The organism is Psychroserpens mesophilus, assembly GCF_050617655.1.
In the GTDB taxonomy this organism is placed as follows: domain Bacteria; phylum Bacteroidota; class Bacteroidia; order Flavobacteriales; family Flavobacteriaceae; genus Psychroserpens; species Psychroserpens mesophilus_A.
The window spans coordinates 757373-774821 of sequence record NZ_JBODQC010000001.1; the positions used below are offsets into that span (position 1 = coordinate 757373).

Sequence of the window (17449 nt, forward strand, 5' to 3'; positions counted from 1 at the left end):
AATTAATAAAGTGATAAAGTGCTATTTTACAATATGGTAATATTGATATGTAATTACCTTACTACCAATTTTCTAGTTGCAGATAGTTCATTCTCTTTTATTTTTAGAATGTATATGCCAGGAGATAATCTGGAAATGTTGAGGGATTCTCCCAAAATTAAAGTAGCAATAACCTGTTTCCCTAAAACATCATAAATTTCAATAGTTTTAGGTAAATTGTACTTAGTGGAGATGTACAGTTTGCCATTGCTCACAGGATTAGGAAATACCGATAAGCCTTCAATAGTATTTGATGGGTTTTCGGATGTCATTTTAGGAGCATCTGTTAATTGAGAAAAGCCTAAAGCAGGTATGCTCAACATACTAAAAACCATAAACACAAACAGGTAATTTTTCATCACAAATCTATTTTTAATTTGAATTTAATTATAATTTACCAAATTCTATACCAAAAAATTGTTAAACTAGATATGTCTCAACAAATGTTACGTAAGACGTATTACAAGGTTAATTTAACGTTATTAATGAAATGTAGTTTATAACGTTTTGTTATTAATCCTATCTTTACATAGGATTTTTAAAATCTAAATAATAAACCTTTAACTTTAAGGGAATAGTTTAATTATGAAAAAAAGAGATATTAAAATTTTATTGGTTGATGATGAGCCTGATATTTTGGAAATAGTTGGTTATAATTTATCTGCTGAAGGTTATCAAGTTATTACAGCCGAAAATGGTTTCAAAGGAGTAAAAGCTGCTAAAAAAGAAAAACCTCATTTAATTATTTTAGATGTTATGATGCCAGAAATGGATGGTATCGAAGCTTGTGAGCAAATTAGAAAAATACCAGACTTGAGTGATACTGTTATTACATTTTTAACTGCAAGAGGTGAAGATTATTCTCAAATGGCTGGTTTTGACGCTGGAGCAGATGACTACATAACAAAACCAATAAAACCTAAAGTTTTAGTAAGCAAAGTAAAAGCACTTTTAAGACGATTAAAAGAAGAAGATTCTTCTGAAAGTATCCTCAAAATAGGAAACTTGATCATCAATAGAGAAGAATACAAAATATCTCTTAAAGGCGAAGAAATCATTTTACCCAGAAAAGAATTCGAATTGTTATCTTTGTTAGCAACAAAACCAGGTAAGGTCTTTAAACGTGAAGAAATTCTTGATAAGGTTTGGGGAAATGAAGTTGTGGTTGGTGGACGAACAATAGATGTACACATACGAAAACTTCGAGAAAAAATCGGAGATAAAAGTTTTAAAACTGTTAAAGGCGTTGGGTATAAGTTTGTAGACTAATGCAAAACAAAATAAAAAAAACATACAAGTTTGCTTTTAAAACATCCTTGTATATTACTGTGTTTTTAACGCTCTTGTCGAGTGTTTTTTTGTATGTATTGCATTCAATTGATTTTTTCTATCTGTTGTCTTTTGCTCTCTTTACATTTCTAATTTCTTTTGTAGTCATTCAATATAGAGTAGAGCGATTTATCTACAGACGTGTTAAGAAAATTTATGACGATTTAACACTTTTAGAGTCTACGACGTTACGTAAACAGCCTATAACAACAGATATGGCTACACTTACAGAAGAAATCGATAAATATGCTCGTGATAAAAAATTAGAAATAGAAACTTTAAAAGTTAGAGAAGAATATCGAAAAGAGTTTTTAGGTAATGTGTCACACGAACTCAAAACACCATTATTTACTGTACAAGGTTATTTGCTAACCTTGCTTGATGGTGCAATGAATGACAAAAGAGTAAGCGAAAAATATTTAAACAGAGCCAGTAAAGGTTTAGAGCGCCTAATCTATATCGTTAAAGATTTAGACATGATTACCAAACTAGAAGTAGGTGATTTGAGATTAAATATTGAAGTATTTGATATTGTTGAACTGGTAGAAAGTGTCTTTGATTTGTTAGAAATGAAAGCAGCCAAAAAGAAAATCACACTAACGTTTGACATGGATTATAATTCACCAATTATGGTGTCTGCAGATAAAGAACGAATTCAACAAGTTTTAACGAACCTTATCGTTAATTCTATAAAGTACGGAAGAGAAAAAGGCACAACAGAAGTTAGTATAGAAAACCTCATAAAGAACAAAGTAATCGTTAGGGTTACTGATAATGGTGAAGGGATTTCAAAAGAAAACCTAACAAGACTTTTTGAACGATTTTTTAGAGTTGATAAAAGTGGTTCTCGTAAAGAAGGAGGCTCAGGTTTAGGGCTTTCAATTGTGAAACACATTATTGAAGCTCATGATGAAAAAATTTATGTAGAAAGCGATTTAGGTGTTGGAAGCGAATTCTCATTTACTCTCGAAAAGGTTGAATAATCTTTTATAATTTGTAGTGTAGTCTGTCGATTTTAATCCGCTAAAATCTTCGACAGTCTTAAGCATTTCAACTTTGAATTCATCTTGTGTACAACTAGGCACAAGTCCAAGTTTAGTTAATCGTTTAGCAATATATTCTTGTTCAAACTGACCTGGAGTTGGAATAAAAAATGCCTTTTTTTCAAGTTTAGCTAAATCCATTACAGTAGTATATCCTGATCTGGATAAGACAATTTTGCTCTCATTTATGGCTTGTTCTAAAGCTTCACTTGTCATAAAGTTATAGCAAGTTATATGATCATTTACAGATGCTTTTGATTCACCTTCAACAACTCCCTTTACAAATAACAGTTTTCCTTTAAATGCAATAAGTTCTTTTAAAAGTAAATTTTGTAATAGTGTTCGTTGTGGTTCTGGACCAGAAAGCAACACCAAAAGATCATATTTTAATTGGCTTTTAGATTTTTTAAAGCGACTTAGAGAACCTATATATTTTATAGGAATCCCTAAAGAATCTATATGACTCAGTTCTCCACTTAAATTGTCTTCGCCCATGGTGTCAGGAACCCAGCATTCATCAAAACGCTTAATTATTTTTTGATGCATTTTGGTGCTCAACCAAGTTGTATTTCCACTTAAAACCTTTAGTTGGTGTGTCATAAATACACAAGGAATATGTTTGCTATAAACACCAAGTCTGTTGTCTGAAAGAATCCCATCAATTCTATAAGTGTCAACGATGGTTTTGATTGCTTTTTTTTCAGCTTTTATAGCCTTAATTAGTTTTGGAGAATTTTGAAGCATTTTAAGCTTGAAGAACTGTCCGTTTTTTGCATAAGTTATGTTATATGAAGGGAGCTCAACGGTTTCAAGTTCAGGGAATTCTTTTTGTAATAATGCTAATGCAATACCATCACTTGCAATTATAGGTTCAAATTTATTTGCAAGTAATGCATTTATTAAGGGAATACATCTGGTAGCATGACCTAAACCCCAATTCAATGGTGCCACTAATATTCGGTTCTTGAGTTGATCTCGCACTAGATATATCTGTTTAGGTGCTTCGTAGTATTCTATTTTAAATACGATACACAAAAACAAAGATAATACTAATATGTTTCCTTAATTTTGCCAAAATATTAAATTAATTGTGGGAAGTAAGAATAAATTAAAACGGTTTAAGGAAAATGAAACGTTTGCGAATGTCGTTCAGCCATCACGTGATGAATTGGTGACCGATAATTTTAAATTTAAAGGAAACTGGAAAGCTAACTTTTTTAAGAATTCAAACCCTTTAGTTTTAGAATTAGGATGTGGTAAAGGTGAATATTCAGTTGCGTTAGCAAAAAAATATCCTGAAAAGAATTTTATTGGTATCGATATTAAAGGTGCTCGATTTTGGAGAGGTGCAAAAACAGCTCTTGAAGAAAGTATCCCAAACGTTGGGTTTTTAAGAACTCAAATAGAACTCGTTGACTTTGCCTTTGATGAAAATGAAGTCGATGAAATTTGGATAACCTTTCCAGATCCACAAATAAAATATAAACGCACCAAACATAGAATGACGAATTCTCAGTTTTTAAAACGCTACAAAACCATTTTAAAACCTGATGGCATTGTGAACTTAAAAACAGACAGCGAATTCATGCATGGTTATACCCTTGGCCTCTTACATGGTGAAGGTCATGAAGTGCTTTATGCTAATCACGATGTATATAAACAAGAAGGAAGTCCGGAGGAGGTTACAAGCATTCAAACCTTTTATGAGTCGCAATATTTAGAACATAACAAACCAATTACGTATATTAGGTTTAAAATAAAGTAGATTTTGAATATAACAGTCATTTTTTTTCTGGGATTGCTTATTGCATTAATTGGCGTTATTCCTCCTGGATTATTAAACATGACTGTTGCAAAAATCAGCTTAAAAGAAGGTTACAGTAGAGGTATTGTGTTTTCAATAGGAGTGTGTTTGATTGTGTTTTTGCAGACATATATTGCCGCAATGTTTGCTCGTTATTTGAGTAATCATCCTCATACAGTTGAAATTTTAAGACAAGTAGCTTTCGTGATTTTTGTATTGATAACCATCTATTTTTTGTTTATAGCAAAGTCATCTCCAAAACCAAATATTGAACCCGATAGTAAAAGCAAGCAAAGTCGTTTTTTTCAAGGTGTATTCTTATCTGCAATTAATGTATTTCCGATTCCTTATCAAGCCTATATGACAATTACTATAGCTGGATTTGGTTGGTTTGCATTTGATCCTATGAGTATACTAACCTATTGCTCTGGCGCAGCAACTGGAACTTTTGTGATGTTATATGTTTATATCTTCTTTTTTGATAAAATAAAAGATAAAAAGTTTACCTCTCAAAAGAACATGAACAAAAGTATTGGCATCATTACCGCAATTGTTGCCATAGTAACACTGATAAATATTTTAATGGATTTATAAGATGACGCCTGAAACATTAAACTTTTTTGATATGAGGTTGCTAAGCAAATTCCCTTTGGAAAAGTGACTACTTATGGTTCCATTGCCAATTATTTAGGCGCAAAGCGAAGTGCCAGAATGGTGGGTTATGCAATGAATAGCTCTGCTCAGAAAGATGTGCCTGCGCATCGTGTAGTCAATCGAAAAGGTTTGCTTACAGGAAAGCACCATTTTGATGGTACTAATTTGATGCAACAATTACTGGAAAATGAAGGCATTACTGTTGTTGATAATCAAATACAAGATTTAGAACAAGTGTATTGGAATCCTGCTGAGGAATTATAAAAATAAAAATGTATTTTAGTTAGGTAAATCATCTGTTATGAAGACATTACTATTTATATTCATTCTTTTTTTGACTACAACATCTGCCTTTTCACAGTGTAGCATTAATCCTTATATACAAGCAAATTATGAATTGGATGCTAAGCTGTTAGCAATGAGAGCTATTAGTAACAATCCACAAGATCCAGATTTTAATAATCCTTTTCTTCCAGACTCTAGAGTTGAGCCTTACTTAGAAAAATTGTCTGCTATATATGAGAATCCTATTAATAGTCCAATAATTGATGAGATATTTAATGATTTTGAAATACATGTAAATCAAGAATATAATTATTCGATTGATTATAAAAGAATTGTATTAGTGGTGAGTACATCTTTGCCTTGGTTAGATAGTTTATTAAATACTGGCATTTCTGGTATTGATGAATTAGATAATCTTATTTCAACTTATCAATTATCCTTAGTTGATTATAATCAGCTTAATTCTTGTTCGTGTACACATCTTTATCTAGAGACAAATTTTGACTTTTTAAACATGTATGCTCTTATAGATGATTTTGAAAATATTGACGATATTGATTATGCAGAAGTTTTTTTGTCTAATCTTTCATTACGATTCAATTATACTGGAATTCCGTATATTCTTTATGATGATTGGGATCCAAACTGGTCAGAAAACGTTGAGGTCTGTGACATTTTCATTAATGAAGAGGATGAGTTCGTCTTTGGGTTATACGGTGGAGATTGTATGGCTGGATGTGTACTTTCAGAATTTAGATATGTTACCGTTACAAATGATTGCGAAGTGTTGGAAGCTAGGCTATCTATTGATACAGCTGAAAAACATAAATTTAAAATATATCCTAATCCAGCAGAGAACCAAGTGTTTATTGAAAGTGAATCTCTTAATGAGATAATAATAAATATATATAACCTTATTGGTGAAAACGTTTTATCACGTCCACTTAAAAATAATTTTGTAAATGTATCTTCTTTGAATTCTGGTGTTTATATGCTAAATATTGAACAAGACAATAGAACTGTTACAAAAAAATTAATTATTAGGTAATAAAAGACATGCTTCCATGCATTTTATAATGTGCCCAGGCACATCATATTCAATACCTTAAGACATTGTTGGGAAAACACTTTGGTTTTTACCTAGATTTTGTCCATAAACAGACAATCTATGATTACAAAACAAAGATTGAAAAGCTATTGCCAAATAATAAAATATTTAAAGCATCATTTGAATTTTAAGTAGAAGATGATGTTTAAAAGTATTATTCTTTAATAAATTTTTTAACTAGTGTACTAGTTTCCGTTTTAATCTTCATAAAATAAGTGCCTGTCGAGAGTGTTTCAGTAGAAATATCGATATTCGTTTTTAAACCAATCACAGCAATATCTTGAATCTGTCTTCCAGAGATATCATAAAGACCAATTTGCTTTATATTTTGCTTTGATTCTAAATGTAAAACATTAGTGGTTGGATTAGGGTACAAAGTGATATTGTTATTTGCTAACTCAAATTCTTCAGTGCTTAACGTTGCAACAGTAGTTTGTTCGTTATTGGTTACAATAGGGAAATTAAAATCGAAATAAATTTCAGCATCATTTTCAAAAGTATCACCTAAACCTAAAGTGTCTAAAGTTTTAATTTTAAAAACGATATAACCATCATTATTGGCGTCATCAAAAGGTAAGTTGATGTTTTCAAAAATAAACTCTACATAATGGTCTAAAGCATTATCTTTAATTCTTGCAATATAATTGTGACTTGCATGTAAAGGAATAAGTGAAGCTAAATCGTATTTGCTTGTATCAATATCATCTTTTACAACAATGTTTACAGCGTTTGCAGTACCAGTATTTTCAAAACGAATCATATAATGTACATAGTCACCAACCATTTCAGGTGAAATAACATCACCTTCTAAACAGGTTTTATCGTTAGGATCAAAAGAATTAACAACGGTTTGATTAAGTTGAAAGGTGTTGTCATCTGGTGTTTCATCAGTTTCAGAAGAATTAACAGAAGCATCAAAAACCAACACATCATCACCATTTACAGGAGGAGTTTCCGATGGTGAATTGATGTTCATAGTGAAAAAGATATTACGAGATTCAAAGGGCGTTAAGTCGGTGAAATTCCAACTCAGCATATTTCCAGATTGCGAATCTTCCGAAGGTGAAGCAGAAATCAAATCCATTAAATCATCTTGAAAAGTAAGGTCAATTGTACCAGACAAAGTGGTAGTGCCTTTGTTTTTATAAACAATTTTATAATAGGCATCAAACCCAGGACGTGCTTCATCAATTGGAAATAAAGTAATTTCTAAATCGTTATACGTTCCATTTGGTGTAATACAGAAATCCTGAATATATGGACTTGTATCCGATGGGAAATCGACCGTAAGACTGGATGGAGATACCAAAAAGTAGCTAGGATTTTCAAGAGTAGGATTAATTGAGTAGGAACCATTAGTTAAAGGGATACCATAACTTCCAGAGATATTTGAAATAAAATTGCCAATTTCAGATCCGTTAGTGATCGAAAAGTTTAAATTAGGGAAGTCGATATCACTGGCATCACAACCATCATTATTTACATCTAGAGTAACATCACCTTCAACAAGGTAGTATTCTCCTCCAGGAGTAAAAGAACAATAAGAGTTAACAGTTACATTTGTGTAGCCGCAGTTATTTACCAAGTCTTGTACATTGTCCATTTCAAATTCATCTGCACAAACAAAAGCGAGACTAGTGTTATTACATATGTTAATATCAGAACTACCAGAGTTATCAGAAAAATTATCATCTCCATTTTTAAATGAGATGGTTTCAAGAATGGGATTGTCTTCAACATTATAAATATAAAAATCATCCTGATTATATATTCCTAGTTTAACATGAGTTAGATTTTCATTATTTTTTAGATTAAGAATTCGAATGGATGTTTCACTAAAGTCAACTTCAGTGAGACCAGAATATTCAACTGTGAGCCAAATGATAGATGATCCTAATTGTATTGAGGATAAATTTGGATTATTATTACAGGTTAGTGAGTTCAAATTGGATGCCTCACTCACATCTAGGTCAAGTAGCAAATTATTAGAACAATCAAGGGTTTCGAGGCTCCCAGTATTACTAAAATCTAGTGATGTAATTTGATTATCATCACAACTTAAAATAGTGAGGTTGGTTAATGAAGTTAAATCGATTGTACTTAATTGATTATTATCACAAGTTAAACGAAAGAGGTCTGATATTACACCTAAATTTAAATTATTCAGTTGATTTGAGGAGCAATCCAATTCAGTTAGATTAGTAGAGTTGCTAACATCTAGGGAACTAAGCTGATTATTAGAGCAACTTAATGTCGTTAAATTTGTCAATTGACTTGCATCGATTGCATTTAGTTGATTATCTGAACAAAGAAAGTAGCTTAGGTTTGTAAACCCATCAAGTTCAATTGAACTTAACTGATTCAGGCGACAATCAAAGTGTGTTAAATTTGAAATGCTACCAAAATTAATGGAATTTAATTGATTGGAATTACATATAAACGTCTCAAGATTGAATAACGAACTAACATCTATGGAATCCAATTGATTAGCAGAACATTTTAAATAATTTAGACTTTGTAATGAACCAAATGTAATCGATGTTATATCATTACTACTACAATCTAAAGTTTCTAGGTTGGTTAAAGCGCTAAGATCTAGTGTTGTTAAATTATTATTTCTTGCAGACAGATTTTGTAAGTTGGTAAAAGCTTCTAATCCTACAAATGATGAAAACATACAAGAAGAATTATTACAATCAAGGTCTAAACTTAAAACGGCCTCTGCTTCGGAAACTTGAATTTCGTTATCGTTATTAGTGTCAACATCAGTGTCACCATTCCCATCACCATCTAAATCGACACAATAACCATTTAATAACCTATTTTTTAATATAGGATCAGGAATGTTTACAATCTGAGCATTTGTTATAAGTGAAAATAAAAAGGCAACTAGTAAAGTGTAGTAGTTTTTCATAATTTAATCTTTAATAAATTTTTTAACTAGTTCACTAGTTTCCGTTTTAATCTTCACAAAATAAGTGCCAGTTGAAAGTGCTTCAGTAGAGATGTCTACATTCGTTTTTAAGCCAATCATAGCAATGTCTTGGATTTGTCTCCCAAAAAGATCGTAGATGCTAATATGCTGTATTGCTTGCATTGATTTTAAATGCAAAATATCAGTTGTCGGATTCGGATACAATACAATACTGGTATTCGCTAATGTAAAGTCTTCAGTACTTAACGTAGCAACTGTAGTTTGTGCTACATTGGTAATAATAGGAAAGTTAAAATCGAAATAGATTTCAGCTTCATTTTCAAAAGTATCATTTAAGACTAGAGTATCGAGTGTTTTAATTTTAAATACCACATAACCATCATTATTGGCATCATCAAAAGGTAAGTTGATGTTTTCAAAAATGAATTCCACATAATAATCTGAACCATCATCTTTAGTTCTAGCCACAAAACCATGACTAGCATCTATGGCAATAAGTGATGATAAATCATATTTGGTTCTATCAATATGGTCTTTTACAACCACATTAATAGCATTAGCTGTTCCAGTATTTTCAAAACGAATCATATAATGTACATACTCACCAACCATTTCAGGTGAAATGACATCACCTTCTAAACAGGTTTTATCGTTAGGATCAAAAGAATTCACAACGGTTTGATTAAGTTGAAAGGTGTTGTCATCTGGAGTTTCATCAGTTTCAGAAGAACTAATGGTTGTAGTAAAACTCAAGATGTCATCACCATTTACAGGAGGCGTTTCCATTGGTGAATTGATATTCATGGTTAAATAAATCTCACGAGATTCAAAAGGTGTTAAATCGGTAAAACTCCAACTCAATAAATCGCTAAGTACAGATTCGTTTGGAGGTGTTGCAGTCACATAGTCCATAACTTCATCTTGAAACCCAAAATCGATATCTCCAGACAAAGTAGTAGTCCCTTTGTTTTTATATACGATTTTGTAATCAGTATCAAAACCAGGACGCGCTTCATCAAGTGGAAATAAGGTAATTTCTAAATCATTGTGTGTTCCATTTGGTGTAATACAAAAGTCTTGAATAAACGGACTAATATCTGTTGGGAAATTAACAGTAATACTTGAAGGTGAAACTGTAAAGTAATCTGGGTTTTCAAATGCTGGAGTTATGGTATGTGAACCAGAACTAATATATAACTCAAATTCGCTCTGCGAATTGGCATAAAACGTATCGTAAAAATCATTACTTGAAATATTGAACCCTTGATTGGTAGCAAAAGCATCTGATACATCACAACCATTACTGTCTACATCAATTAAAGCTTGACCTTGTACTAGAAAATACTCACTATTAGGCTCAAACGAGCAATACGAAGTTATTGCACAATCAGAATAACCATATTCAGTTAATTTATCCTGAACCCAACCAAAGTTATCTTCAATAGTACATACTACAGATAAGTTAGGGCTTCCGTCAAAAAACACATCCCAAGGAGCGCAAAGAACATCAATATCACCAAAATTTATGGTTGTAAAATCGTTATTGTCACAATAGAAATTACACAAATTAAAATTTTGACTTACGTCTATGCTAGTTAATAAATTATTTTCTAAAAATATGGTATTTAAATTTGTACAATTACTGAAATCTATAGACGTAAAAAGATTATTAGACATATGTAATTCTTCTAATATTTGAGAATTACTGAGATCTATAGAAGTTAAAAGGTTATTATTGGCATACAGATCATATAAATTTGGAGAGTTACTAAGATCTATGGTTACAAGTTCATTGTTTGATACTTGAAGAGTAGAAAGGCCAGTGCCAGAGTTCAACGAATTGAGTACGTTGTTTTGACAATTTAGATAAACCAATCCAGTTAAATTTCCAACATCTAAGCTTGATAAATTATTATCTGAACAATATAGGCTATTAAACTCAGCAGCCTGAATTGGAAAATCTATACTTGTTAACTGATTATTAGTACAATAGACTGTTTCCAAATCAGTTAAAGAAGTGAGGTCTAAATTAATTAATTGATTATTATTACAGTTTATATTTTCTAGAGACATGCTACCTAAATTTAACGAGGTTAATGTATTGTCACTGCATCTTAAATTTTTCAAACTTGTCATTGAAGAAAGATCCAAAGATGTTAATAGATTATTGTCACATGTTAAACCAAGCAACGTCTCGTCATTAATAGTTAAAGATGTGAGTTGGTTATCAGCACAATCCACTACTTGAAGACTTAATAAGTTGGGAATAATAAGGCTAGTCAACAAGTTATTTTGGCAGTTTAAATCCCAAAGACTAGTATATGAAGTAATATCTAAATTTGAAAGTTGATTATTACGACAATCCAACCATCTCATATTTACTGAGTCACTTATTTCTAAACTAGTTAATTGATTATCGCGGCAATTTAAATCGTCAAGATTAACCATTCCACTTAAATCTAAAGAAGTAAGAAAATTATTATTACAGCTCAAATAGCTCAAATTAGTTAGATTACTGAGATTTAAACTAGTAATTTGATTAGAAGAACAAGACAAACCTGTTAGGTTAACAAATTCACTTACATCTAAAGATGTTAGGTTATTACTATCACAATTCAAATATCCTAAATTAGAAAAATATTCAATACCAGTTAAAGAAGTTATAGATTCATTATTAACATTCATACTAGATACTTGCAAGGCTTCGCTTACTTGTATTTCTCCATCATTATTTAAATCAGCATCAGTGTAAGCTCCACCTGTGTTGCAACAATTCGTATTTACTAAAGCATTCTTAAAATTAGCATCAGGTATATCAATAATCTGAGCATTTATGATGAATGAGAATAAAAAGGAAATAAGTAAAATCGAGAAATTTTTCATGAGGTTGGTTTTCAAGTTATTAAATATACAGATTTTTTTTTAATTTTTTTGGATCAATCCAAAGCATAACACTTTTTGATGTGGTTATAATCAATTCAAATTTCAGCATAAGAAATACCAATCTTTGAACTTTAAACTTCAAAGGATATTAAGTATCTTTGCATTTAGAATGATTCTACATAGAATTCACGATTACAATAACTATGAAATTAAACAAACAAGATATACTCAAAGCACTCGAAAGCATTTCTGCACCTGGTGAAGGGCAAAATATGGTTGAAAGTGGAGCAGTTACAAATGTCGTTACTTTTGCCGATGAGGTGATTGTCGATATCACTATTACAAACCCAAGCTTACAAGCCAAAAAGAAAACTGAAGTCGATATCATGAAAACCATTCATGATAAGGTGTATGAAAAGGCTAAAATTACAGTCAATGTAAAAGTAGATGCTCCTACAAAGTCAGCTCCTAACGTTATTAAAGGTAAACATATTCCTGGCATTCAAAATATCATTGCAGTTGCTTCTGGAAAAGGTGGAGTTGGCAAATCTACTGTAACGGCTAATTTGGCTGTAACCTTAGCAAAAATGGGTTTTAAAGTTGGTGTGTTAGATGCCGATATTTATGGCCCTTCAATGCCAATGATGTTTGATGTTGAATTAGAACGACCTTTAGCGGTAGATGTCGATGGAAAATCTAAAATGCGACCTGTAGAAAATTATGGTGTCAAAATGTTGTCGATTGGGTTTTTTACAAAACCTGATCAGGCAGTCGTTTGGAGAGGACCAATGGCAGCAAAAGCATTAAATCAAATGATTTTTGATGCAGCTTGGGGAGAACTCGATTTTCTATTAATTGATTTGCCTCCTGGTACTGGTGATATCCATTTAAGTATTATGCAGTCACTTCCAATTACGGGAGCAGTTGTAGTAAGCACACCTCAAAATGTAGCTTTGTCAGATGCCAAAAAAGGAGTTGCGATGTTTCAGCAGGAAAGCATCAATGTGCCAGTGTTAGGTATTATTGAAAATATGGCTTACTTTACACCTGACGAACTTCCTGATAATAAATATTATATTTTTGGAAAACAAGGTGCTCAAAACCTTGCTGAAGATTTAAACGTTCGTTTTTTAGGAGAATTACCATTGGTTCAAAGCATAAGAGAAGCAGGAGATGTTGGTCGTCCGGCTGCTTTACAAACAGCGACATCTCTAGAGAAAGCATTCGAAAAGTTAACACAAAATGTAGTTGAAGAAGTAGTACGTCGTAATGATAATTTACCTCCAACCGAAGCAATTAAAATAACGACTATGGCTGGATGTTCAGCAATTAAAAAATAAAATTAATTCCATTTCCCTTTTCTTTAGAGAGGGAAAAGGTGAGGATATCTAAGATATGAGCACAGAAGAACTTAGACTGAATGTCGAAAAAGCACTGGATGAAATCCGTCCGTTTTTACAAAGCGATGGAGGTGATATCTCGTTATTGTCTATTGAAGATGATAAACTTGTAAAAGTACAATTGCTTGGAGCTTGTGTAGGATGTAGTGTTAATCAAATGACACTCAAGTCTGGTGTTGAGATGACCATAAAAAAATATGCACCACAAATTGAACACGTCATTAACATAGAAGCTTAAATGTGACTTTTGTCACATAATTAGTCTTGTTTTTCGATTAATTTTACATTCCGAAATTTAGATTCATGATTAAAACAGATATACTCATTATAGGAGCTGGACCCACAGGTTTATTTACAGTTTTTGAAGCGGGTTTACTTAAATTAAAATGTCATTTAATTGATGCATTACCACAGCCTGGCGGACAATGTTCAGAGATTTACCCTAAGAAACCTATTTACGATATTCCTGCATACCCAGAAATTCTTGCTGGTGATCTTACCCATAAATTATTAGAACAATGTAAGCAGTTTAAGCCAGGTTTTACACTTGGAGAACGTGCAGAAACCATCGATAAACAAGACGATGGTACTTTTATTGTTACCACAAATAAAGGCACTAAACATCACGCTCCTGTTGTAGCTATAGCTGGCGGATTAGGAAGTTTTGAACCTCGTAAGCCAATCATAGATAACATTGTAGATTATGAAGACAAAGGTGTTGAGTACATTATTAAAGATCCTGAATTTTATAGAGGAAAAAAAGTAGTCATCGCAGGTGGAGGAGATTCTGCTTTAGACTGGAGTATTTTTTTAAGTGATGTAGCTAGCGAAGTAACCTTAATTCATAGACGAAATGAGTTTCGAGGACATCTTGACTCTGTTGAAAAAGTACAAGAATTAAAAAACGCTGGTAAAATTGAGCTGATAACTCCTGCTGAAGTTATTGGTGTTAATGGAAATAATAAAATTGAATCCATTGTTGTCAAACATGGTGCTAACACATTTAAAAAATCATGTGATCATTTTGTGCCCCTTTTTGGGTTGTCGCCAAAATTAGGACCTATCGCAGATTGGGGATTAGAGATTGAAAAGAACGCAATAAAAGTAAATAATGCGTTAGATTATCAAACTAACATTCCAGGGATTTTTGCTATTGGTGATGTGAATACATATCCTGGAAAATTGAAACTCATCCTTTGTGGTTTTCATGAGGCTACATTAATGTGCCAAGCAGCTTACCAAATCATTAATCCAGGTAAACGATATGTCTTAAAATACACTACAGTTGCAGGTGTTGATGGGTTTGATGGCACTAGAAAAGAAGCACCTAAACAAGTTGTAAAAACCATTGATTAATTTCTCCAGATTTGTCACTTTGGCCACAATTGAAAGCCCTATTATAGTATGAAACAAGACGTCAACATAAAAATAACTGATAGAAATGGTGTTACTCATGAAATACTTGCGCCTACAGATATGGCTATGAATCTTATGGAGGTTGTTCGTTCTTATGAATTGGCTCCAGAAGGTACAATAGGAATCTGTGGAGGCATGGCCATGTGTGCTTCATGTCAATGTTATGTGTTAAGTGACACAGCATTGCCTGAAATGCAAGATGATGAAGAGGCCATGCTAAGCGAAGCATTTTATGTTAAAGATAACTCTCGTTTAGGTTGTCAAATTCAAATCACTTCAGATATGGAAGGTTTAGAAGTAGAACTAGCTCCTGAAAGTTAATCTATTCTGTTTTATAGTCTGCCAGCTTTCGAGGTCCTTCCAATAAAACTCTAACAATTTTCAACGTACCATCATCAGTTGTGGCAATTTGCCATTTTATTAATGAAATCTCTCCATTTTCAATTTCAATACCTGTAATACTTCTTGGATGTACACAGCTTCCATCATTAAAAAAAGCAATATCACCTGGTTCAGGAAAACGTGGTCTGTGCGTATGACCCACAATCGTAATAAGGTTATTGTTTTCTATAATCCACTTTTTAGTTCTACGCTCAACTTTTATTAATTCTTTGTAATTTTTTGCAGGACTGGTTGGGTCTGCAATGCCCATCACATTGAGTGGTTTCCACAGAATACGAACTAGAAAACGACTCCATTTCCAGAAGATATAATTCCACCAATCCGCTTGATGACCATGAGTTAAAAATAGTTCCTGACCAGTTTCACTATGTTTTAAAATAATGGCTTCATGGTATTTGAGATCACAAAATAAGTCGACCTCTTCTCCAATTTTTGGATCAAAATAAGTTGATAAATATTTTTCTACATATTTAGGGTCGCGATATACCATGTCATGGTTTCCCCAAATCATGTGTAAGCGATTTTGTTCATGAAAAAGCTTCATCAACATATACACATTTTTATGTGCATTCAAAATAGAGTCAAACGAGAGGTTTTCCCATAATTCATCACCATCACCAAGTTCGCAGTAGCTAAAATCTTCAGCGTAATAATGCTTTAAGGCATGAAAGTAAATGTTGCGATTATTAGCAAAGTCATCAGCAAAACTGTTATCGCCTCGATGACAATCACTAAAAAGTACAAACTTACTAGAGTTGTCAAAATTAATGACCATAGCATTTTTATAAGCACGATCTAATCTGGTTTTTGAAGACATAAAGTAAATGTAAACAAAAAATGCCTCTCAACAGAAAGGCATTTTTATAAATTTATTTCATATCAATTCCATAAGAGAGTGAAATAATAACACCTATGGTTTAGCTTGCTATTTAAATGCATTTAAACCAGTTACATCCAATCCAGTAATCAATAAATGAATATCGTGAGTCCCTTCGTAAGTCACTACACTTTCCAGGTTCATCATATGTCTCATGATAGAATATTCACCAGAAATTCCCATTCCACCTAACATTTGTCTGGCATCACGTGCAATTGTTAAAGCCATATCCACATTGTTTCGTTTTGCCATTGAAATTTGAGCAGAAGTAGCAGTGCCGTTTTCACGCATTACACCAAGTCTCCATGCTAATAATTGTGCTTTAGTGATTTCAGTAATCATTTCAGCTAATTTCTTTTGCTGTAATTGAAACTGACCAATCGGCTTTCCAAACTGATGACGTTCTTTACTGTAACGTAAAGCAGTATCATAGCAATCCATAGCTGCTCCAATAGCTCCCCAAGCAATACCAAAACGTGCTGAATCTAGACAGCCAAGTGGAGCTCCTAGACCAGATTTGTTAGGTAATAAATTTTCTTTAGGCACTTTGACATTATCGAAAATAAGTTCTCCAGTAGCACTGGCACGAAGTGACCATTTATTATGAGTTTCAGGAGTTGAAAATCCTTCCATACCACGCTCAACAATTAAACCATGAATACGTCCTTCTTCATTTTTTGCCCAAACCACAGCGATTTGACAGAATGGAGAATTTGAAATCCACATTTTAGCACCATTTAATAAATAGTGGTCTCCCATATCTTTAAAGTTGGTCACCATTCCTCCAGGATTACTGCCATGGTCAGGTTCAGTTAACCCAAAAGACCCAATCCATTCACCAGAAGCTAATTTTGGTAAATATTTCTGACGTTGTTCTTCATTCCCATATTTCCAGATAGGATACATTACCAACGATGATTGTACTGAAGCTGTACTTCTTACACCAGAATCTCCACGTTCAATTTCCTGCATGATTAATCCATACGAAATTTGATCTAAGCCAGCTCCTCCATATTCAACAGGAATATATGGTCCGAAAGCTCCAATTTCAGCTAATCCACCAATAATAGATTTTGGGAATTCAGCTTTTTGTGCCGCTTCTTCAATAATTGGAGAAACATCACGCTTTACCCAGTCTCTTGCGGCATCACGCACTAATTTGTGTTCTTCTGAAAGTAATTCATCAAGATTATAATAATCTGGTGCTTCGAATAAATCTGGTTTCATTGTGTGTCGTATTTTGTTTGGATAGCAAAAATAACGAAATCGTTTTC

16 protein-coding genes are annotated in these 17449 nt (G+C 32.6%); 10 read left to right on the forward strand and 6 right to left on the reverse strand.

Going from position 1 to position 17449, the window contains the following annotated elements; genetic code table 11:
- Positions 1-53: 53 nt before the first annotated feature.
- Positions 54-398, reverse strand: coding sequence for a T9SS type A sorting domain-containing protein (locus ACRHNM_RS03270; protein WP_431133624.1), 345 nt, complete (start codon positions 396-398; stop codon positions 54-56).
- 226 nt (positions 399-624) lie between these two features.
- On the opposite strand from ACRHNM_RS03270, the gene ACRHNM_RS03275 reads away from it, so the two are divergent.
- A complete protein-coding gene (locus ACRHNM_RS03275) occupies positions 625-1308 on the forward strand; it encodes a response regulator transcription factor (protein ID WP_431133626.1) in 684 nt (227 codons plus the stop codon).
- Complete coding sequence (locus ACRHNM_RS03280) at positions 1308-2351, forward strand: sensor histidine kinase (RefSeq protein ID WP_431133628.1); 1044 nt, start codon at positions 1308-1310, stop codon at positions 2349-2351. Before ACRHNM_RS03275 ends, ACRHNM_RS03280 begins: the two co-directional genes overlap by 1 nt.
- Here ACRHNM_RS03280 and ACRHNM_RS03285 read toward each other — a convergent pair.
- Positions 2325-3392, reverse strand: coding sequence for a glycosyltransferase (locus ACRHNM_RS03285; RefSeq protein ID WP_431133630.1), 1068 nt, complete (start codon positions 3390-3392; stop codon positions 2325-2327). The two genes, ACRHNM_RS03280 and ACRHNM_RS03285, sit on opposite strands and share 27 nt — an antisense overlap.
- A 109-nt stretch (positions 3393-3501) precedes the next feature.
- On the opposite strand from ACRHNM_RS03285, the gene trmB reads away from it, so the two are divergent.
- The 4 genes from trmB to ACRHNM_RS03305 all read left to right on the forward strand — a co-directional run bounded on the left by trmB (position 3502) and on the right by ACRHNM_RS03305 (position 6202).
- A complete protein-coding gene (trmB, locus tag ACRHNM_RS03290; protein ID WP_431133632.1) occupies positions 3502-4176 on the forward strand; it encodes a tRNA (guanosine(46)-N7)-methyltransferase TrmB in 675 nt (224 codons plus the stop codon).
- Positions 4177-4179: 3 nt separating this feature from the next.
- The gene (locus ACRHNM_RS03295; protein ID WP_431133634.1) at positions 4180-4809 is read left to right on the forward strand and encodes a LysE family translocator; all 630 of its coding nucleotides are present in this window, start codon (positions 4180-4182) and stop codon (positions 4807-4809) included.
- A 63-nt stretch (positions 4810-4872) separates the two neighbouring features.
- Positions 4873-5133 (forward strand): MGMT family protein, encoded by a 261-nt coding sequence (locus tag ACRHNM_RS03300; RefSeq protein WP_431133636.1) that lies wholly within the window; start codon positions 4873-4875, stop codon positions 5131-5133.
- 37 nt (positions 5134-5170) lie between these two features.
- Positions 5171-6202, forward strand: coding sequence for a T9SS type A sorting domain-containing protein (locus ACRHNM_RS03305; protein WP_431133638.1), 1032 nt, complete (start codon positions 5171-5173; stop codon positions 6200-6202).
- Between the two features lie 214 nt (positions 6203-6416).
- On the opposite strand, the gene ACRHNM_RS03310 is transcribed toward ACRHNM_RS03305, so the two are convergent.
- Positions 6417-9176 (reverse strand): DUF7619 domain-containing protein, encoded by a 2760-nt coding sequence (locus tag ACRHNM_RS03310; protein WP_431133640.1) that lies wholly within the window; start codon positions 9174-9176, stop codon positions 6417-6419.
- A 3-nt stretch (positions 9177-9179) separates the two neighbouring features.
- Positions 9180-12080 carry a DUF7619 domain-containing protein gene (locus ACRHNM_RS03315; RefSeq protein ID WP_431133643.1) on the reverse strand — a complete coding sequence of 967 codons (2901 nt, stop codon included), beginning with the start codon at positions 12078-12080 and terminating at the stop codon, positions 9180-9182.
- Between the two features lie 203 nt (positions 12081-12283).
- On the opposite strand from ACRHNM_RS03315, the gene ACRHNM_RS03320 reads away from it, so the two are divergent.
- The 4 genes from ACRHNM_RS03320 to ACRHNM_RS03335 all read left to right on the forward strand — a co-directional run bounded on the left by ACRHNM_RS03320 (position 12284) and on the right by ACRHNM_RS03335 (position 15217).
- On the forward strand, positions 12284-13420 hold the full coding sequence (locus ACRHNM_RS03320; protein WP_431133645.1) for a P-loop NTPase: 1137 nt from the start codon (positions 12284-12286) through the stop codon (positions 13418-13420).
- 55 nt (positions 13421-13475) lie between these two features.
- Positions 13476-13718: a NifU family protein gene (locus tag ACRHNM_RS03325; protein WP_431133647.1), complete on the forward strand. Its 243-nt coding sequence runs from the start codon at positions 13476-13478 to the stop codon at positions 13716-13718.
- A gap of 65 nt (positions 13719-13783) precedes the next feature.
- The gene (locus tag ACRHNM_RS03330; RefSeq protein WP_431133649.1) at positions 13784-14836 is read left to right on the forward strand and encodes an NAD(P)/FAD-dependent oxidoreductase; all 1053 of its coding nucleotides are present in this window, start codon (positions 13784-13786) and stop codon (positions 14834-14836) included.
- 48 nt (positions 14837-14884) lie between these two features.
- Entirely contained in the window at positions 14885-15217 is a 333-nt protein-coding gene (locus ACRHNM_RS03335; RefSeq protein ID WP_431133651.1) for a ferredoxin, read from the forward strand.
- A 1-nt stretch (position 15218) separates the two neighbouring features.
- Here the strand turns inward: ACRHNM_RS03335 and ACRHNM_RS03340 are convergent, their stop codons facing one another.
- The gene (locus ACRHNM_RS03340) at positions 15219-16115 is read right to left on the reverse strand and encodes a serine/threonine protein phosphatase (protein WP_431133652.1); all 897 of its coding nucleotides are present in this window, start codon (positions 16113-16115) and stop codon (positions 15219-15221) included.
- A 108-nt stretch (positions 16116-16223) separates the two neighbouring features.
- On the reverse strand, positions 16224-17402 hold the full coding sequence (locus tag ACRHNM_RS03345; protein WP_431133654.1) for an acyl-CoA dehydrogenase family protein: 1179 nt from the start codon (positions 17400-17402) through the stop codon (positions 16224-16226).
- Between the last annotated feature and the right edge of the window lie 47 nt (positions 17403-17449).